Annotated in this window: 18 protein-coding genes, 2 pseudogenes and 1 riboswitch; of the genes and pseudogenes, 13 read left to right on the top strand and 7 right to left on the bottom strand. The window is 56.4% G+C overall.

Going from position 1 to position 18,935, the window contains the following annotated elements:
• A pseudogene (locus DXA70_RS10125) lies at window positions 1-238 on the top strand (ZIP family metal transporter); the annotation flags it as partial.
• A gap of 34 nt (window positions 239-272) precedes the next feature.
• Here DXA70_RS10125 and DXA70_RS10120 read toward each other — a convergent pair.
• On the bottom strand, window positions 273-1,352 hold the full coding sequence (locus tag DXA70_RS10120) for a mechanosensitive ion channel family protein (RefSeq protein ID WP_128118396.1): 1,080 nt from the start codon (window positions 1,350-1,352) through the stop codon (window positions 273-275).
• Window positions 1,353-1,553: 201 nt separating this feature from the next.
• Window positions 1,554-1,674, top strand: a riboswitch (FMN riboswitch).
• 140 nt (window positions 1,675-1,814) lie between these two features.
• On the opposite strand from DXA70_RS10120, the gene DXA70_RS10115 reads away from it, so the two are divergent.
• The gene (locus tag DXA70_RS10115; protein ID WP_128118395.1) at window positions 1,815-2,414 is read left to right on the top strand and encodes an ECF transporter S component; all 600 of its coding nucleotides are present in this window, start codon (window positions 1,815-1,817) and stop codon (window positions 2,412-2,414) included.
• 62 nt (window positions 2,415-2,476) lie between these two features.
• Here the strand turns inward: DXA70_RS10115 and DXA70_RS10110 are convergent, their stop codons facing one another.
• Window positions 2,477-3,895, bottom strand: coding sequence for an MATE family efflux transporter (locus DXA70_RS10110; protein ID WP_128118394.1), 1,419 nt, complete (start codon window positions 3,893-3,895; stop codon window positions 2,477-2,479).
• A gap of 166 nt (window positions 3,896-4,061) precedes the next feature.
• Here DXA70_RS10110 and DXA70_RS10105 point away from each other — a divergent pair, with 166 nt between their 5' ends.
• The 5 genes from DXA70_RS10105 to DXA70_RS10085 all read left to right on the top strand — a co-directional run bounded on the left by DXA70_RS10105 (window position 4,062) and on the right by DXA70_RS10085 (window position 8,599).
• Window positions 4,062-5,012 (top strand): phospho-N-acetylmuramoyl-pentapeptide-transferase, encoded by a 951-nt coding sequence (locus DXA70_RS10105; protein ID WP_112115168.1) that lies wholly within the window; start codon window positions 4,062-4,064, stop codon window positions 5,010-5,012.
• 255 nt (window positions 5,013-5,267) lie between these two features.
• Window positions 5,268-5,993 carry an amino acid ABC transporter ATP-binding protein gene (locus DXA70_RS10100; RefSeq protein WP_112148106.1) on the top strand — a complete coding sequence of 242 codons (726 nt, stop codon included), beginning with the start codon at window positions 5,268-5,270 and terminating at the stop codon, window positions 5,991-5,993.
• A 121-nt stretch (window positions 5,994-6,114) separates the two neighbouring features.
• Window positions 6,115-7,035: a transporter substrate-binding domain-containing protein gene (locus DXA70_RS10095; protein ID WP_243001294.1), complete on the top strand. Its 921-nt coding sequence runs from the start codon at window positions 6,115-6,117 to the stop codon at window positions 7,033-7,035.
• 48 nt (window positions 7,036-7,083) lie between these two features.
• On the top strand, window positions 7,084-7,821 hold the full coding sequence (locus DXA70_RS10090) for an amino acid ABC transporter permease (protein ID WP_022256354.1): 738 nt from the start codon (window positions 7,084-7,086) through the stop codon (window positions 7,819-7,821).
• Between the two features lies 1 nt (window position 7,822).
• On the top strand, window positions 7,823-8,599 hold the full coding sequence (locus DXA70_RS10085) for an amino acid ABC transporter permease (protein ID WP_112148109.1): 777 nt from the start codon (window positions 7,823-7,825) through the stop codon (window positions 8,597-8,599).
• A gap of 163 nt (window positions 8,600-8,762) precedes the next feature.
• Here the strand turns inward: DXA70_RS10085 and DXA70_RS10080 are convergent, their stop codons facing one another.
• The 5 genes and pseudogenes from DXA70_RS10080 to DXA70_RS13795 all read right to left on the bottom strand — a co-directional run bounded on the left by DXA70_RS10080 (window position 8,763) and on the right by DXA70_RS13795 (window position 11,041).
• The gene (locus DXA70_RS10080; RefSeq protein ID WP_128118393.1) at window positions 8,763-9,614 is read right to left on the bottom strand and encodes a bifunctional 5,10-methylenetetrahydrofolate dehydrogenase/5,10-methenyltetrahydrofolate cyclohydrolase; all 852 of its coding nucleotides are present in this window, start codon (window positions 9,612-9,614) and stop codon (window positions 8,763-8,765) included.
• A complete protein-coding gene (locus tag DXA70_RS15490; protein WP_347553544.1) occupies window positions 9,615-9,737 on the bottom strand; it encodes a hypothetical protein in 123 nt (40 codons plus the stop codon).
• Window positions 9,738-9,752: 15 nt separating this feature from the next.
• Window positions 9,753-10,252, bottom strand: a pseudogene (locus DXA70_RS10075) (cyclodeaminase/cyclohydrolase family protein); the annotation flags it as partial.
• Window positions 10,227-10,814, bottom strand: coding sequence for a 5-formyltetrahydrofolate cyclo-ligase (locus DXA70_RS10070; protein ID WP_022256350.1), 588 nt, complete (start codon window positions 10,812-10,814; stop codon window positions 10,227-10,229). The pseudogene DXA70_RS10075 and the gene DXA70_RS10070, both read right to left, overlap by 26 nt.
• Window positions 10,811-11,041: a hypothetical protein gene (locus DXA70_RS13795; protein WP_199522878.1), complete on the bottom strand. Its 231-nt coding sequence runs from the start codon at window positions 11,039-11,041 to the stop codon at window positions 10,811-10,813. The genes DXA70_RS10070 and DXA70_RS13795 overlap by 4 nt, the downstream gene beginning before the upstream one ends.
• 509 nt (window positions 11,042-11,550) lie before the next feature.
• On the opposite strand from DXA70_RS13795, the gene DXA70_RS13650 reads away from it, so the two are divergent.
• The 6 genes from DXA70_RS13650 to DXA70_RS10035 all read left to right on the top strand — a co-directional run bounded on the left by DXA70_RS13650 (window position 11,551) and on the right by DXA70_RS10035 (window position 18,926).
• Window positions 11,551-12,033: an InlB B-repeat-containing protein gene (locus DXA70_RS13650; protein WP_158565159.1), complete on the top strand. Its 483-nt coding sequence runs from the start codon at window positions 11,551-11,553 to the stop codon at window positions 12,031-12,033.
• 45 nt (window positions 12,034-12,078) lie between these two features.
• Window positions 12,079-12,321: a hypothetical protein gene (locus DXA70_RS10055; RefSeq protein WP_022256348.1), complete on the top strand. Its 243-nt coding sequence runs from the start codon at window positions 12,079-12,081 to the stop codon at window positions 12,319-12,321.
• Between the two features lie 337 nt (window positions 12,322-12,658).
• On the top strand, window positions 12,659-13,306 hold the full coding sequence (gene lepB, locus DXA70_RS10050; protein ID WP_243001293.1) for a signal peptidase I: 648 nt from the start codon (window positions 12,659-12,661) through the stop codon (window positions 13,304-13,306).
• A 15-nt stretch (window positions 13,307-13,321) separates the two neighbouring features.
• Complete coding sequence (locus DXA70_RS10045) at window positions 13,322-15,985, top strand: hypothetical protein (RefSeq protein ID WP_128118391.1); 2,664 nt, start codon at window positions 13,322-13,324, stop codon at window positions 15,983-15,985.
• Complete coding sequence (locus DXA70_RS10040) at window positions 15,982-17,157, top strand: hypothetical protein (RefSeq protein ID WP_128118390.1); 1,176 nt, start codon at window positions 15,982-15,984, stop codon at window positions 17,155-17,157. Before DXA70_RS10045 ends, DXA70_RS10040 begins: the two co-directional genes overlap by 4 nt.
• Window positions 17,070-18,926, top strand: coding sequence for a Cna B-type domain-containing protein (locus DXA70_RS10035; protein WP_128118389.1), 1,857 nt, complete (start codon window positions 17,070-17,072; stop codon window positions 18,924-18,926). The genes DXA70_RS10040 and DXA70_RS10035 overlap by 88 nt, the downstream gene beginning before the upstream one ends.
• The last annotated feature ends 9 nt before the right edge of the window (window positions 18,927-18,935 follow it).

Raw genomic sequence — 18,935 nt, 5'->3', positions numbered from 1 at the left:
CTTTCTGGCCGGGGCAGCCTCCGGGCTGGTGGAACCGCTGGGCGGGCTGCTGGCCCTTGCGGTGGCAGGCTGGGTGAGCGCGGCTCTGCCCTGGCTGATGAGCGCGGCCGCCGGGTGCATGGTCTGCGTAACGGCGCAGGAGATGATCCCGCAGGCCGTTGAACCGGATGAATCGGCGGGGGTCATCAGCATTGTGTTAGGGTTTGCTTTGATGATGGCGCTGGATGTGGCGTTGTAAACAAAAAAACTCCTCCGCACGGAGGAGCAAAGAATTATTTGGAGAGATAGACGGTGGTGGAGGGGAATGCGAAGTCCACATTGTTTTTCTGCATCACGTCCATGACATTCAGGTTCAGGTCGTTCTGCATCTGGAGGAACGTTCCGGCCTGATTGGTGAGCAGGTAGGCGGAGACGAGGAGATTGATGCTGGAATCGCCAAAGCTGGTGAGCCGGACAAGGGCAGAGCCCTTTTCCACATAAGGGCTGGCTTCCAGCATGGCGGTCAGGTCGGCCATCAACTGCTCAAGCTTGGCACGGGAGGTATTGTAAGTGACGCCCAGCGTGAACTTATAAGGCCGGGTGGAGCGCATGGCGCAGTTGACGATGATGGAGCTGCACACCTTGCTGTTGGTGATGACGCTCACGGTCTTATCCAGGGAGCGGATCTTGATGGAGCGGAAGTTGATGTCGATGACCTCGCCCTCCACATCGCCCACGAGGATCCAGTCGCCCACGGCAAAGGGCTTGTCAACGAGGATGACGATGCCGCTGAAGATGTTGCTGGCCGTCTCCTGGGCAGCCAGGGAGATGGTCAGGCCGATGAGGCCGGCGCCGGCAACGATGCTGCCGATGGGGAAGCCGCTCTCCTGCGCGATGGTCGCCACGCCCAGAATGACCACCAGCACCTTATAGGTGGTGTCCAGCAGGGAGAGCAGCGTCTTATTGGAGCGGATCTCCTCGCCGCAGGATTTCAGCAGCAGGGTGGCGACATCCGAGGCGTGGTACAGGCCTTTGCAGATGCAGAGGGTCATGGCCATCTGGTAGACGACGAGCAGGAATTTGGGCACGGGGGCAATGGCCCAGGGCAGGCTGGCCAGGGCAAAGTAAATGCCCGTGAGCCAGACCATCCACTCGGCAGGCAGCTCAAAGCTGCGGAGCAGGATGCCGGTGGCCTCAAAGTGCCAGCTGTGGGCCAGCAGCTTCGGGAAGATCTTTTTGCGGAGCAGGGCACGGGCCACAGCGCCCAGTGCCAGCAGCACCAGAGCGCAGACGCACCGGGCCGCAAAGGCCAGCCAGCCCTCCAGCAAAAAGCCGCCAATGGCAAAGCCCAGGTTTTGGATGGTAAAGATCATACAGAAATTGTTCCTTTCGGGTGAATTGTGTCGAACACATTGGTCTTAGTATAGCATACTCCAGCAGAGGGTTCAAATTTTCTTTGCCGCAGTGCAGGGGCAGTCGTCCAGAAGCAAACGTTACACTTGTGAAAAAGAAAACAAACTTTTGCGGATAAGGGTTGACAACAGCAGGCTGCCGCGCTATACTGTGTGCCAGAAAGTTCGTTTCAGGGCGGGGTGCAATTCCCCACCGGCGGTATAGCCCGCGACCACCCTTATGGGGTGCTGACTCGGTGAGACTCCGAGGCCGACGGTATAGTCCGGATGCAAGAAACGGCAGACAAATTGCTTGTCTACGCGCCCTGTTGCAGTGTTTTTGCAGCAGGGCGCTTTTGGTTTGTCTTCCCGGTTCCCATCGGTGCGAAAAGGGCTTTCCACAGTTTATTTTGAGTGGGGCCAGCCGCCCCGGGAGGAAAAACCATGAAAAAAGACACGACCCACAAACTGACCGTTGCCGCCATGCTCAGCGCGGTGGCATTCATCCTCATGTTCATCGAGTTTCCCATCCCGATGCTGATTCCGGCATTTATCAAGATGGACTTCTCGGACCTGCCCGCCCTGCTGGGCGCGTTTGCCCTGGGCCCGGTGTATGGTGTGATCATCAGCTTTATGAAGAACCTGCTCCACATCGTCATCAAGGGCACCTCCACGGCCTGTGTGGGTGAGCTCTCCAACTTTATCCTGGGTGCCATCTTCTCTGCCGTGGCCGGCTATATTTACAAGCACCACAAGAGCCGCAAGACGGCCATCATCGGTGCCGTGGCAGGCGCCGTGGCCATGGGTGTGTTGAGCGTGCCCTCCAACTACTTCGTCGTTTACCCAGCCTATGTGCAGTTCTACCACATGCCGCTGGAAGCCATCCTGGGCATGTATCAGGCGATCCTGCCCTCGGCAGACAGCCTCATCAAGTGCCTCATCCTCTTCAACCTGCCGTTCACGCTGGTCAAGGGCCTGCTGGACGCTGTGCTCTGTATGTTGATCTATAAGCCGCTGTCGCCCATCCTGCATGGCCGCCGCTGATTCCACTCGATCAGAAAGAAAAATACTCCTGTGCATCCGCACAGGAGTATTTTTTATATCGCTTATGCCAGCGCGCCTCTCTCCAGCCACTTGCCCCGGGCAAGGCGGAGCAGAAACAGCACACCCCGGGTGCACAGCTCCACGCACATGGCCGTCCAGACACCGGCCAGCCCGAAGCGGGGAGCCAGCAGGAATGCCAGCGTCAGCCGGACGCCCCACATGCTGAACAGGTTGAGTACAAAGCAGGCGGTGCTGTCGCCAGCCCCCTGCATGGCACCGCTGGCCACGATGGAGGCCCCGAACATGGGCTCGGCAAAAGCCTCAATGCGGAGCATTTGGGCCCCCAGTGCAATGACAGCCGCGTCGGCCGTAAAAATGCTCATCAGTGCCGGGGCAAACAGCCACATCAAGACGCCGGAAAGAGCCATGATGCCCATGCCCATCCCGGTGCAGAGCCAGGCAAACCGCTTGGACATGTCCCGGCGGTGGGCACCCACGGCCTGCCCTACCAGTGCGATGGAAGCATCCTGGATGCCGTAGCCCGCCATGTAGCACAGGCCCTCGGCGCTTACGGCCAGGCTGTTGGCCGCAATGGCCACAGTGCCCAGCTGGGACACGATGCGGACGAGAAGCACCTGAGCCGAGGAGAGGGCGGCGCGCTCTGCCGCCAGCGGCACACCCACCCGCCACAGGTTGATCAGGCAGGAGCGGGTGATTTTCCAGCTGCCGGGGTAGCGGATGGCCAGTGGGCTCTCCCGCAGCAGGAGCACCGCCAGTGCGGCCAGCCCGCCGATCATGGTAGCAAGGGCCGTGCCCAGCGCCGCGCCCGGCACACCCCAGCCAAAACCGAACATCGTGACGGTCTGGCCAAACAGCTCCATCTCCCGGGTGGGATTGATGAGGAAAAAGTTGAAGAAGATGTCCAGCACGCAGACCAGCACGCTGATGAGGCTGGGCGTCAGGGCGTCACCCGTGGCCCGCAGCATGGCGGAGTACATCCCCATGGCCATGCTGAACGGCAGGGCTGCGGACCAGATGCCAAAGTAGGCCGAAGCATTGCCCTGCAAAGACGGGTCCGCACCCAGCCACCCGGGCAGGAACCGGCAGATGCCGATGCCCAGCGCCGCCATGCCGCAGCCGAGGAGGATGTTGAAGATCATGGACTGCCGCAGCACGCCCCGGGCATCATCCTGGCGGTCGGCCCCGAGATACTGCGCGATCTGGATGGCAAAAGACGTGAACAGCCCCACCAGAATGCCGTGGAGCAGCCAGGTGCTGGAGCTGACGATGCCGATGGCCGCCGTGGCCTCGGCCCCGATGTGGCCCACCATGGCCGCGTCAATGTACTCCATAGCCGTGACCACCAGCTGCTGCAGGATGGCGGGCACGCTCAGGGCAACGGCAACGCGGGCCGTGTCGCCCAGCGGGATGCTCTCGCCCTGCCGCATCCGGGCCGCGAGAATATCAAGTGAAAGTGTCATGATGTCTCCTCTGCAAATACAAAATGGAAAAGCCGATACCTATTATAATAAGAGGGAAGAGGATTGTCAATCAAGGGCGATTTTGCGGCAGGACAATTGATTTTTACTGTTCTGCGTGATACACTCTCATCATGGGAAGAATACTATGAAAGAGGAATTGAATCTTATGATCGAAATGCTTTCTGATACCATCGGCACCCGTGCCGTGGACGCGCTGGGCTTTCTGCTGGCGTTTGCATTGACCGCCCTGATGGACTCCATGTTCCGGGAGCGGCTGCCCCATGACCATGGCCGCGCGTTCGCTGTCAACGGCGAGCTGTCCAAGGGAAAGGCCCGTGGTTCCGGCCTCATCTTTGTGCTCTGCATCGCACTGGTGACGCTGGCTGTCGTCCCGTTCCGGGTGGAGTACCTGATCTATACCGCCCTCCTCATCGCCTCCATGCTCTCGGGCTATTTTGACGATGCGGCGGATACGGCCTGGAACGAATACAAAAAGGGCCTCATTGATTTTGTCATCGCGGTGGTGGCAGGTGTCACCTACCTCAACTTCAACGGCACCGGCGTGCAGCTGCTGAACTGGGCGTTCAGCATCCCGTACCCGGTCTACCTGCTGCTCATCGTCGTGCTCATCTGGGCCAGCATCAATGTGGTCAACTGTACCGACGGTGTGGACGGCCTCTCGGCCAGCCTGGCAGTGGTGTCCATCGGCACGTTCCTGCTGGCCTATTGGGAGGAGCTGGGCGAGTATGCCACGGCAGGCGTCATCTTCATCGGTGCCCTGCTGGCCTACCTGTGGTCCAATGCCAAACCCTCCACCCTGTTGATGGGGGACGCCGGCAGCCGCGCCATGGGCTTCTTCCTGGCCATCCTGGCCCTCAAGAGCAATCACCCGTTCGCATTCCTGCTGGCGGCACTGGTCTTTATCGTGGACGGCAGTCTGGGCATCCTCAAAATCAGCTTCAAGCGGTTTTTGCACATCAGCATCCTGAAAAAAACGCTGACCCCGCTGCACGACCATGTGCGCAAGCGGATGGGCTGGAGCGATGAGCAGGTGGTGGCCCGCTGGCTGATCCTGCAGGCGGTGGCATCGGCACTTTTGCTGCTGCTGGCCCGCTGAATGAATGATTTTAAGTATGATGTTTGTCTAACTTTCCAAAATGCATAAAAGAGCACGTGGTAAATTGTTGCACTTTACTTATTGAAAGTTTGACGGAAAGCAGGTATACTTTTATCAACGAAAGCAAAGGCGCTTGAGTGAAGCTTATTCACTCTGCGCCTTTTTTCTTTTCATGTTAAAAGACAACCCCCGGGCGCACTGGTCTGTGGTGCATGTGCACAGGCAAAAAGAGGATAGGGAAAGGCGGAATACTTCATGATCAAACTGGAACATGTGGATAAATACTTCGGGGACCTGCACGTTCTGAAAGACGTGAACCTGGAAGTGGCTGAGGGCGAGAAGCTGGTCATCATCGGACCCTCGGGCAGCGGCAAATCGACCACCGTCCGCTGCATGAATTTTTTGGAGGAGCCTACCAGCGGCCATGTTTATATCAACGGGGAGGAGCTTACCAACAAAAACAAGACCCGTGTCGTGCGGGAGAACATCAGCATGGTGTTCCAGCAGTTCAACCTCTACCCGCACATGACCGTGCTCAAGAACCTGACGCTGGCCCCCATGAAGCTCCACCACAAAACAAAGGCCGAGGCGGAGGAGCTTGCATATCATTATCTTGAGGTAGTCGGCCTGCGGGATAAGGCGGATGTTTATCCGCCCCAGCTCTCCGGCGGCCAGCAGCAGCGCATCGCCATTGCGCGGGCCCTCTGTGCACAGACCAAGATCATCCTGTTCGATGAGCCCACCAGTGCACTGGACCCCGAGACCATTCAGGAAGTGCTGGACGTCATGGTCCGGCTGGCACACGAGAAAAACATCACGATGGTGGTCGTCACCCACGAGATGGGCTTTGCCCGCTCGGTGGCAGACCGGGTCGTCTTTATGGCGGACGGACAGATCCTTGAAGAGGGCACGCCGGAGCACTTCTTCACCAACCCCAAGAGCGAGCGTGTCCGCCAGTTCCTGAGCAAGATCGTCCGGTAACATCTTATTTTGGTTGACACGGCCGGGTGCACAAGTTGTGGTGCGCCGCCGTTGTTGATAAAACGCAGCCGGTTTCGGGGCGGGCAGGGAAAGCCGCCCAGGCTGCAAAAAACATAGAGGAGTGTATGATTATGAAAAAGATCTCTCGTCGCAGCTTCGTCAAGGCGCTGGCTCGGCCGCTGTCCTTTCCATGCTGGCCGCCTGCGGCGGCTCTTCCAGCAGCACCGCTGCTTCCACCGCTTCCACTGCCGCCAGCACCGCCGGTGCTTCCAGCGCGGCAGCCGCCAGCTTTGGCCCGGATACCCAGGCCATCGTGGATCGCGGCGTCCTCAAGGTCGGCGTCAAGAACGCCGTGCAGGGCTTCAGCTTCCAGGACACCCTGACGGGTGAGTACAAAGGCCTGGAGGACAGCCTGGCTGAGATGATCGCCGAGTATCTGGGTGTGGATGTCGAGTTCACCACCGTCACCGCTGCTACCCGCGGCGAGCTGCTGGACTCCGGCGACATCGACGCCGTTCTGGCAACGTTCACCATCACCGAGGAGCGCAAGAAGAGCTGGGATTTCACCACTCCCTACTACACCGATTATGTTTCCGTTCTGGTCGAAGACTCCAACGGCATCAAGGATCTGGCAGACCTGAAAGACAAGGTCGTGGGCGTGTCCTCCGGTTCTACTTCTGCCCGTGCTCTGGTCAAGGCCATGATCGACGCGGGCGTGCTGGATGGTGCAAACTTTGACGCCGACACGTTCAACGCGGATACCTGGAAAGAGGGCATCTCGTTCCGTCAGTACGACGATTATCCCGCCATCAGCACCGCGTTGAGCGCAAACGAGATCCAGGGCTTCTGCGTGGATAAGTCCATTCTGGCCATCTACAAGACCGATGGCCGCAGCTACGTGGATGCGGAGTTCAGCCCGCAGGAGTACGGCGTCGCCACCAAGAAAGGCAGCGATTTCTCCACCCTGTGCGATGAGCTGGTGCAGGGCTGGCTGGCCGATGGTACGGTCGAGAGCCTGATCAAGGAGAACGGCCTGAGCTAAAAGACCACTTTTGCAATTGAGGGATAGAAAGGGAAAGGAGCGTTTGCCATGTCTGGTTTATTTTCGATGGACGCTTGGAGTACGGTTTGGAACCATAAAGAGAGCTTTCTGCTGGGTCTGGGCAATACCTTACAGACCGCTGTCTGCGCACTGGCGCTGGCCTTTGCCATTGGCGCTCTGCTGGGCCTGATGGCCACCAGCGGCAATAAGATCTTGAAGTTTGTAGCCCGCGTGTATGTGGAGTTCATCCAGAACACCCCGCTGCTGCTCCAGCTCTGCTTTTTGTACTACGCGCTGGCCTTTGCGGGCCTGAGCCTCGGCGTCATCCGCACCGGCATCATTGCACTGGGCGTTTACACCGGTGCCTACATGGGCGAGGTGGTCCGCGCGGCCATTGAGTCGGTGCCCAAGGGTCAGTTTGAGGCCGCACAGGCACAGGGCTTCAATTATCTGCAGCGGATGGGTTACATCATCCTGCCCCAGAGCATCCCCGTGATGCTGCCTCCCATGGTCAATCAGGTGGTCAACCTCTTTAAAAACACTTCCTGCCTCTACATCGTGGGTGGTGCGGACCTCATCAGTGTGACCTACAGCTTTGTCACCGGTGCTTCCACCGGCGGCGCTTACGCTCCCGCTTACATCGTCTGCGGCCTCATCTTCTTTGTGGTCTGCTTCCCGCTGTCCACGCTGGCGACCCGTTGGGAGGCTTCCCTCAAGGCACGCAAGGGCCGCGTGAACACCGCCCTCAAGACCGCCGCCAAGGTGGAACTCAAGGAGGCTGCTTAACATGAAAACACTTGCTGCAAGCCTTTCCATCCTCACCCAGCAGGGTGTGATGCTCTACCTGCTGCGCGGCGTGGCCTTTACCTGCATCATCTCGGTGCTGGGCGTTATTCTGGGCCTCATCGTCGGCAGCCTGCTGGCACTGGCCCGCACCTACTGCAAGCATGGCCCGGCCCGCGTCCTGGGCTGGCTGAGTGCCGCCTACATCGAGCTGTTCCGCAACACGCCCTACCTGCTGTGGATCTTCGTTTGCGTGGTCTTCTGCCCCTGCCCGGCATTCTTTGCCCGGAAAATGTTCGGCCTGACCAGCGTGGAGATGAAGCTCCTGTTCAAGGCAGCGCTGGCTTTGATTCTGTTCAACTCCTCCGTCATTGCGGAGATCGTCCGCGGCGGCCTGAATGGTGTGGCCAAGGGCCAGTTTGAGGCTGGTTACGCACAGGGCTTCAACACCGCTGAGGTGCTGCTCTACATCGTGCTGCCCCAGGCATACCGCAACATCGTGCCCACCCTGCTGAGCCAGGTCATCACCACCATCAAGGATTCGTCTTATCTGGCAAACGTGGCCACCATTGAGCTGATGGCCCGCATCCGCCAGCTGCTGAGTGCCGCGGGCACTTACAACGGTCTGGGCACCGTGAATGTTTCCGACGTCATGGTCCTGTTCGGTGCCGCCTGCGTGATCTACTTCATCATCAACTTCACGCTCAGCTGCATCGTCCGTTCGATGCAGAACAAGCGGAAAAAAGCGCTGGTCTTTGCCCCGGCAAAGAACGCCGCGTAACATCTGACCTTATCTTTTTCCTATTTTCCTATTTTCTTTTCTACCTCCCGGCATAACCCTAGAGCGCAAAACGCGCCCGGCGGTTCCTCACCGCCCGGGCGCGTTTTGCGTTTTGTGCTTCGTTTTGTGCTTTATGATTGAAAATTAAAAATAGATGAAACTTTTATAAAAGCGTCTTCTCCGCTGCTTCCACCACATGGCCCACCAGCACGGAGGTGGTCACGGTGCCCACACCGCCCGGCACGGGGGTGATGGCTTCCACCACGGGCTCGGCCTCGGCAAAGCGGACGTCCCCGCAGAGCTTGCCGTCATCGCCCACATGGATGCCCACATCCACAACGGTCTGGCCCTCCCGCAGGCAGTCGGCTCCGATGAAGCCGCGCTTGCCCATGGCCACCACGACCACATCAGCCTCTTTGCAGAGGGCGGGCAGGTTCTGGGTGCGGGAGTTGCAGATCGTGACCGTAGCGTTTTCGCGGTCCAGCATCATGGCGGCAGGCTTGCCCACCACAAGGCTTCGGCCCACCACCACGGCCCGCTTGCCGGAGAGGGGGATATCGTAATACTTCAGAATTTTCAGGCAGGCCTGGGCGGTGCAGGGCGGGTAGCCCAGCGCCGTGTTGGTAAACACGCCGGCCAGCGAGCCGTCCGTGATGCCGTCAATGTCCTTTTCCGGGGCCAGTGCCGCGCGGATGGTGCGGTCATCGAACTGCCTGGGCAGCGGGCGGAAGAGCAGACAGCCGTGAATGGACTTGTCCGCGTTGATTTTTTCAATGACTTCCAGCAGGGCGTCCTGAGTGGCATCGGCGGGCAGCAAAAACTGCCGGACGGCTACGCCCACCTTGCCGCAGCGGGTCATGACGCCCCGCTCATAGGAGAGGTCGTCCTCCCGCTCGCCCACCCGGACCACGGCCAGGGCAGGGGTGATGCCTTTGGCGGCCAATGCCGCACAGCGGGCGGCGTTTGCCTCGTTCATGGCCGCCACCACGGGCGCGCCTTTTAAGATCGTTGCCATTTAAACTTCCCCTCTCAATTGTGTTGCCATTTTTTCGTAGAGCGTATCGGCCAGCGGGACGTACTGTGCCAGCAGTGCGTCTGCCTTGGCGTTCAGGGCCTCGGCGTGGGCGCGGTCTGCCATCAGTTTGGTATTGATGGAGACATTCAGGCCCGAAGCCTGTAAGGCAGCCTTGCAGAACAGCGCCGCACACCCGGCGTCGGAGACGGCCAGCGCGCTGCCCTTGGCGGCGTACTCCTGCGCCAGCGCAATGCCCTCACAGCAGGCTCCATGGTCTCCAGAGGCACGGCACAGGCCCCGTCCAGCGCCTGCTCCAGCACCGCGGCCTTATGGGCCTGCTGTTCCGGCGTCTCTTTGGGCAGGCCGTAGGCGGCAGCCAGCGGCATAAACGCCTCCGCGTCGGCCTGCACCAGCGCTTCCAGCCGCCTGCGCAGGACTTTCGCCCGGGCATTCAGGGCTCGGATATCCGCCTCCACCGCTGCGTACTTCTTTTTGCCCACGGTCAGGCTGCCCACCATATTGCCCAGGGCCACGCCGGCCGCGCCCACAAGGGCCGCTGCACCGCCGCCGCCCGGGGCCGGGGCTTTGCTGGCAAGGCTCTCCAAAAAGCCCTCACAGCTCGATTTTGTCAGTTCCACGATAGATTCCTCCCTCGGTGATGAACGCGTCCAGCCGCTGGTCGTGTTCGTCCAGAGCGGCGTGGGGGACGCGCTGTGCTTCAAACGCAATGCCCAGCTTCACCGCACGGGTGCAGCGGGGCAGGTAGCGGTCGTAGTAGCCTTTGCCCATCCCCACCCGGCCGCAGGCGGCGTCAAAGGCGGTGCAGGGCACTAAAATCAGATCCAGTGCCTCCGGCGGCAGGATCTCTGCCCGGCTCAGGATGGGGGTGCGGATGCCGTAGGCCCCTGCCTCCCAGCCATCCTCGCCGGGCACAGCCGCGGTCAGGCTGAAATTTTCCCCGCAGACGGGATAGGCCAGCGTTTTGCCCAGGCCCCGGGCCGTCTCGGCCAGGGTGGCCAGATCGGCCTCGCCGCCAAAGGCTGCGTAAAGCAGGATGGTCCGGGCCTGCCGGAAGCAGGGGAGCGCCGCCAGCCGGGCGCAGAGAGTTGCATTGGCAGCGGCACGGGTTTCCGGTGCCAGTGCCCGGCGGGCCGCAATGCCCGCTTTGCGCTGAACCTGTTTCTCTTCCGCAAGGGTCATGCGGCTTCCTCCGTTCTTCCGGGCGGTGCCCATGCAGACGATCCGCACAAAAACCACCCAGCATTTTTATAGGAATATAATAAGCAATGCGGGCTCAAAAAGCAAGCGTTTTTGTCGAAATTGCGGTTGAAGAAAGGCTGGCATTTTGTTATCAGAGAAAAAAACCGTCCGGCCCAATGCGGGGCCGCGCTTTTTGGGATCGTCTCGCCTGCCGTCATGGCGGCCATGGGCGGCATCCTGACCAACAAGTACGCCGAGGGCCTGCCCGGCTGCGGTGGATTTTTATGCCGTGTTTTTTGTGCGTTCTACACGAACTTTTGGGGGAGGCTTTGTGCAGAACCCAATAAAACAGGCGCAAATCTGTGATTTGTGTCCATTTGGACACTTGCGCGGACACGGGCATTTCTGGTAAAATATTTCTGATGAAAAAGAACCGGCTGTGAGCTTTTCCTCCATGCTGTTTCCTGCACGGCAGAGAGGGGCGCAAAAACGGGAAACCGGCGGGAAATGGCCGCGGAAACGCGACATCTGTCCGGAAACGCGGAAAATGACGGAAAATGCCATAAAAATTCCCACCTCGATTTTGCGATCCGGGCTTGACAAGGCACCCGTTCCGATTCATAATTGTTCCAAGGGAGAGCGCTGGAAAACCGCCCGGCGGCTGGGTGGAACGTGCCGCTCCCGGAACACCGGAAAGCGCCCGGGGAAATACGCTTGGAAAGAGAGGACGCGGTCTATGAAGCAGCTTTGGAAAAAGCTCGTGCTCTGCGTACTGACGCTGGCACTGTGCTGCAACCTGGTGCCCATGGCGTTTGCGGCGGACGCAAGCTATTACAACGTCTACTTGGAAGCACAGGGCGGTACATGTGATGTCATGCAGCTGTATGCTTACAAGTACGGCTCCAATTACCGGCTGACCAGTACGCCCACCCCCACCATGGAGGGCTATAAGTTTGATGGCTGGTACGACGATGTGGTGGGCGGCACCAAGATCACCACGCGGTACAACTTCAAGGACGATACCACCATCTACGCGCACTGGACGCCGACAGCCAAAAAGAACACAGCCACAGCCACTGCAGCCAAGACAACGACGACAGCACCGGCAGCCGCTGACACAGAGAAGAGCTGGAAGCTGAAAGACAACCTCGGCACGGTGCTGGTGGTCACAGCGGTGGTCGCTGTCGTGGTTACCGTGGTCGCCGCACAGGGTTCCTGATGAATTTGCTTTTCTATTGAGTTTACTGAAGAAAGGAAAATTACTATGACGAACTATGAGCTCAAAATGCCCGCCAATTACGCAGCCATTGATGCGGAGGAGATGACCTATCTGGTTGGTGGTGAAACCACCGGCTGGCAGATGTTCAAGGATATCGGCACCCTGTTCAATTACATTGCCCGTGTCTTCTCCGCCGGCAGCTCCATCATCAACAACGTGGTCACCATCGTGGACACCGTCAAGAAGATCAATAGCTTTGTCCCCGATATGGGAAGCACCAAGAAGTAAATAAAACGCGCAATTCAACACCGTGTAATCAAAGAGCACTCCGGGTTTCCTGCCCTGGGGTGCTCTTTTGTTGTAAAAATACAAAAAGATGTTTTGCAAAAGGAATAAATCATGAAAAGCAGGAGTCATGGTAAAGAATCTTAGGAAAATTGATTGAAAACAGGAAATATTGGTGCTATACTGTTATTAATATCACTTATCTTTATAAAGATTTTTTTGTGGAAAAAGAACGAAAATGTTTTCGTGGATTGCGCCGCGCTTTGCAGAGGACGGCGATTGAGATAAACTGGGAATGGAATGAAAGACAAAGCCTTGCGGAAGACTTTGCGGAGGAATTATGTCAGAGCGGAAATTGCGGCGGATGAGCCGCACGGAGCTGATCGACGTCATCGACACGCTCCGGCAGGATGAAACGCCGCAGGACACCGAGGCTTTGCGGCGGGTGGATGCGGAACGGAAGCGCCTGACCGAACGGCGGCGTTTCTGGCGGGTGCTGCGCGGTACGGTGAGCACCCTGATCGTGGTGGCGGCCATTGCGGTGCTGCTGGCCACGCTGCTGCTGCCTGTGCTGCAGGTGTCGGGCGACAGCATGAACCCCACCCTGCAGGACCGGGACGTGATCCTGCTGGTAAAAACGGACGATTGGAAGACGGGCGACTTGTGTGGCTTTTACTGGCAGAACAAGCTGCTGCTCAAGCGCATCATCGGCGGGCCGGGCGATGTCATCTCCATCGACACCAAAGGTGTCGTGAGCGTCAATGGAGAGGTGCTCGACGAGCCCTATGTGGATGAGCTGGCGCTGGGCGAGTGCGACATCGAGTTCCCCTATCAGGTGCCGGAAAGCCGCTATTTTGTGATGGGCGACCACCGCGTCACCTCCATCGACAGCCGGAGTACGGTGATCGGCTGTGTCGAAAAAAGTCAAATCGTGGGCAAGGTCTTTTTACGCGTTTGGCCCTTGTCCGGTTTTTCGTTGATCCACTGAGGAAAGGAATCCATTATGGAAATGAAGAATCGCTTCCAGGAAGCCATTCAGAACGTCCAGCGGCAGCGTCATCTGGCCCGGCGTTCGGTGGCAATGGTTCTGGTGCTGGCGATGCTGACCGCCATGAGCGTCAGCTGGCGGCTGCATCAGGATGGCATCGCGCTTACCGCCGATGACACGCGCTATTACTGCGGCAAGGAAGAACACAAGCATACCGACGATTGCTACATCGAGGGCACCGAGCCTGTCTGCGGCTATGAAGAGGGCGAAATCGTTGAAGAAACGATGGATTCGGCTGATGACGCAGGGGACGGTGACTCCAGCGCTGCGGACTGGGACGAAGCCGGGAGCGAGCCGGAAAGTGAGCCCGCCACGCAGGAAGAGCCGGAGCCGGAAGTGGTGCTGCACCACCACACCTCGGATTGCTACGAGGAAAAAGAGGTGCTGACCTGCGGCATCGAGAGCGACCACGTCCATCAGGATTATTGCTACGACCAGGAGACCGGCGAACTGCTCTGCACCGAGCATGAGCACACCGACGACTGCTATACCCTCGAAGAGGTTCTGGTCTGCGGCCAGGAAGAGGGCGAGCCGGAGGAAACGGATGACGGCGCCGCTCTGTACGATAGGGACGAAAACAGCGCGGAGGAGAGCGATTTTGCCGAGGAACCGGAGACAGCAGCCGACCCGGAACCCGAAAAAGAAGCCACCAAGCCCGAAACGGACGACGAGATCGACACGGGCTATACCGTCCACCACCACACCGCCGAGTGCTATGGCAAGGTGCTGATTTGCGGCAAGGAAGAGCACGAGCATACTGCCGCCTGCCTTGTCAACCCCAACGCCGAGATCGACGCGGAGTACGACGCCAAGACCCCTGCCCGCACGGATGCGGACTGGGCTGAGGACATGGTGCTGGTAGCCAAGAGCCAGCTCGGCTATACCGAGAGCAAGGCCGACGTGGACGAGGACGGCAACGGCTACACCATGTATGCCGACCAGTATTATAAGGACAAGCCCATGGTGTATGCTGACTGGGACAGCACCTTTGTGGCCTACTGCCTGTACCACGCGGGCGTGCCGCAGGATATCATCCCCCAGTACGCCAGCATCAGCGCCCTGCGTGGTGAGCTTGCCCGCATGAACTCTGAATATTATACCGATGACCCGCAGGATTTTGGCGGTATCCTGCCGGGTGATATCGTCATGTACAAAAATGCCGAGGGCCGCGAGACCATTGGCGTGGTGTCCGACGCGGCGGTGGACGAGGAGACCGATCTGACCACGGCCCTCACCGTCATTTCCGGCGATGTCGCCACCGGCTACGAGTCCGACGGCGAGACCACCATCGACCAGGTGGCCGAGGTGAGCGTTGCCCTGAGCGAGGTCACCAGCTTTGTGTCCGTCAATGCCGCGGAGGGGTATGGGATCAGCGATTTGATGGATGGAGAGCAGGGAACGGAGAGCCTTGACGTAGTGGTTACAGGTACTCCCCTTGAGCTGAATGAAATAAATACTAAAAATCTGACTATCAATGTAAAACATACTGGTAGCAGCGGAACAGATAACGAGCTGGTTTTTGAAGATGGCGATAAGATCACAGTCAGCGGCTCTTTCAGCGTTTCGACAAAAAAACTGAGAGAAGCAGGGACGAATACGGTTCGCTGGAAAACGGAATTGAAACTCCAAGGAAGAGTGGAAAAAGAAATCATCCTTGGCGGAGATGTGTATGGTAAATACACAGTCTCTAAAGATGGCGTCGTTGATTTTGTATTCAATGAGAACGCGATGAACCAAACTGATATCCAAGTGGAGGATTTTGGATTTGATGCGGAATTCTACCTGGATGATAACAGCGATGAAAAGGAAATCCAGTATCCCGGCATGACCGAAACCATTACCCTTAAAAGAAAATCGGATATTAAGGTTGAAAAGAGCAGTGCACAGAAAGGCTATGTATTGTATACGGAGGATGGCAAGCCTTATATTCATTTTGAAGTGACGGTTTCCACAGAAAAAGGAACAGCAGGCAAGACGCTTTTGATCCAGGATACCATTGCGCACACTGCAATCAAAGGCCACTATGATCAAAGCTCTTTTAGCTTGAAAAAAGTGAGCAATGATGCGCAGAGTGATGAAACACTTCCGGCAGGACAGCCTGTGTTTGGAGGTGAGACACCGACCTTTACAGTAAATAATCTCCCGGCATTGAAAGCAGGGGAAAAGTATGTCCTCTCGTATGATTATTACATTGATTTGGACAAATGCGATAATCAGACACTGCTTGGTGTGGTAAAAAATGATGTGACGGCACAGGTAACAGGCGGCCCGGAGAATAAGGATTCCTGGAGCACGGAATTCAAGACGTCCATTACCAAAACAAGCAGGTATGACTCCAATATAAACCGTATCGTCTGGACGATTATTGTCCGGAACCCGGAGGATGGAAACGACCTCAACGGCTACACGGTAACAGATGCCTTAGAAACGGAAACAGCAGCTGAGATCACCGGAAACATTTACCGCTATGGCGGTGACAAGGAAGACACCAGTGATAACCTTGTTTCGTTTGCGCCGAATGAAAATAAGAAAGGCTTTACTTATACATTCCCGGAGGGTCTACCCAAAAGTTCTACCGTTTTGTGTATAACACAAGTGCGCCTGCAGGCGAAACGGTGAAAAACAATGTAACATACAAAGACCTGGACAGCGAGGAAGAGAAAACATCCGGCACCGGAAGCGCTGGTACCAGAATCCAAGGAACGATTATAAAAGCACCGTTGAATGGAAGTCAGGCGCTGACAGATACAAATTCCAACCGCATCAAAAAGGCAGGCTGGTGGGCAACCATCGTACCGTCGGCTGATACAAAGGTTGTTGAGTTTACGGATACGTTCCAGCAGCCAGAGGATAACAATGGAAATTTTGCAGCGGGTGCGGAGCACTATGCACTGCGGAATGAATTGCTGAACAAATTGCAAGAAATAATTGAAATTTATCTGACGGATGCAGATTCCAGCTGGTATGGACACTTGAATGCTACTAGCAGAAGAGTAAACATTACCTATACTTTTTATGATGCAAACGGTCATGTGGTGGAAGATAATACGACCCATGTCCACTCGTTTAAAGTTCGTGTGGATGCGACGAATGCTTCGGTAGGAAACGTCTGGAAAATCAACCTTGGAAGAGGTAGTAATCAATACTATACCTATGTTGATCTTACCGGAATGCAGAATGGAAAAGATTGGACGATTAAAAACCAAATCACTTCGGATCAGGTCATTGATCAGGTCACTGGTGATAAGAAAACGAGCACGGCGTATTATCCGTATAAGAAGAGCAAGGAAACAGTATTTGAAAAAACTGTCTTTGATAGAGGACATAATTCGCTGGGGCATTCTGGTCCAATCCCGTACGGGAAAGAAATCTGGTATCAGCTCTGGGTCGTCCCGGAAGATGGAGCGGATATGATCACTATTCGGGATACCTTGGACAAAGGTCTGGAGTTGGTGTATGACAGTACAAAAGATAACCAATGGAAAGATTATTATGCCGCACATCTTGTGAAAAATAGTGATAAGGCAAGTGGCAAGAGTTATTTTGAATCTTATGGTGATGTGCGAGATATCACAAACAATATCTCGATCACAGCCAGCGGCACCAGCGAAGATGGCCAGGTGCTGAACATTAAACTGACAGGCCTGAAAGCGGCGATGGAAGCGGCGGAAAAAGCAAACAAGCCTTTGATGGCGTGGCCATTATGTACCGTGTGCAAGTGGATGACCCGGATTTCTGGAGCATCTATGAAAATACGGATAAACCCTACGCCAACAATGCAAAATGGATAGAGGGCGGAAAAGAAGATACTGCGACTGTCACCGTTTCGCGGAATGAGACGTATCTTGAGAAATCTGGCAAACAGGAAGTGAGTACATCAGGTGCTAATACGGAGCGCGTGACCTATACCATCGACATCAATAAAAAACGTGTCAACTTGAACCCGGCAAAGGATAAGATCAAGCTGACAGACCATTTTACAACCGTCAAAAACGCTACAGCGGCACTGGAAAGTGCAACGGTGAAAAAGATTGAACAGGATGGTACAGAAACGGAGGTGTCGGAAAGCGATTATCGCCTGGAAACAAGTGCGAAACCAATCGATAGCGAAAAAACGGAGTACGAGATCGTCCTGACGGTGGATGATGCAACTTACTATAAATTTACCTATACGTACAAAATCGATACATCGGAAGTAAAGGAAAGCGACTTCCCGCTGAAGTTGGAGAATACAGCTTCGATCGTTGGTAAGTGGACCGAACCCGACAAGGTAAGCTACAACAAAGTAAACGGCTGGGTCAAGCTTTCTGCAGATGGTGTGCTGAAGATACGCAAGGTAGAAAAAGGCAAGGAGCAGACCACACTTCATGGGGCAGAATTTACACTGTACCGCTATGAAGATGGCGATTGGAAACTGTTTAAAAAGAATGTAACACCTCAAAACGGTGAGCTTACCTATACGCCTGGCACAAGCAGCAGTTGTACAGTAAACAATTTTGGTGCGCACAAGTTGATGAAGCTGGTGGAGACCGAGGCACCCGCTGGTCATACACTGGATGCGACACCGCTCTACTTCATTTGGCGGACAGATGCAGATCCGTCGGATTCGTCGCTTGCACCGGGAAAACAGCAGGAAATTTTTGCAGATGCAATTGGAAAAACAGGCGATACGAGTGCAAAGTCTGTACAGGATGGAAACACGACCGTAAACTATGATGAGGTCACTTATTATGGTTTTGGCAAGACCTATGAGCAGACCATCCGGAACGCCAAGCAGCAGATCGTGCTCCAGAAAGTCTGGAAAGATGAAGCGGGCCATATCCTTACGGTAGCGCCCATCAGCAGCATTAACGTCACGGTTTATCAAATTGACAGCACAGGTACGGAAACAAAGCAGGGCGATTATAAGTTGTCTGCATCGGACGGCGACGGCTGGACAAAGACGATTTCGGTCCAAGCAGGTTATACCTACCGTGTCGAAGAAACCGATATCCAAAGCGGTTATTCTGTAACATATACCCGGAACTTCAACGATAATGACGTGATGGAAAAGGGAAGCGGCTATGTGGATGGCGATACGGCAAGGATCGTGAACCGGAAACTGCCGACCTCACTGAAAGTGAAAAAACTGTGGAAAGACCCGGATGGCAACTATAAGACAGAAGACTTACCGGATTCTATCACATTGCAGCTTTACACGATCGGCAAGGATGGCCAAAAGACGAAAGTCGAGAATGCCACCATCACATTGCCACAGGATGGAAAGTGGGAGTACACCTTTACAAACCTTGACCCCACAGCTCATTATGTCGTGGAGGAAGCCAGCGTAAGCGGCTACACGGTTTCTTACGACTACCCGGATGGTACGAGCGAAACCACAGGCACACTCCCGGGCGCAACGGTCATCATCACCAACACCGAGGCCTCCACCTACGAGCTCCCCTCCACCGGCTCCCCCGGCGGCACGGTTCCTTACACGGCAGGCGGCGCGGCCATTGCGCTGGCCGCGGTGCTGTGTGGATATAACTCCAGGCGCAAGCGGAAAAGGGGGGGAGAGTGACTCCTGCAG

Origin of the sequence: Faecalibacterium sp. OF04-11AC, assembly GCF_003460645.1 — a bacterium.
Taxonomy (GTDB): Bacteria; Bacillota; Clostridia; order Oscillospirales; family Ruminococcaceae; genus Faecalibacterium; species Faecalibacterium prausnitzii_I.
The sequence above is the reverse complement of the archived record's forward strand: the minus strand, read 5'-3'. Positions and strand labels throughout refer to the sequence as shown.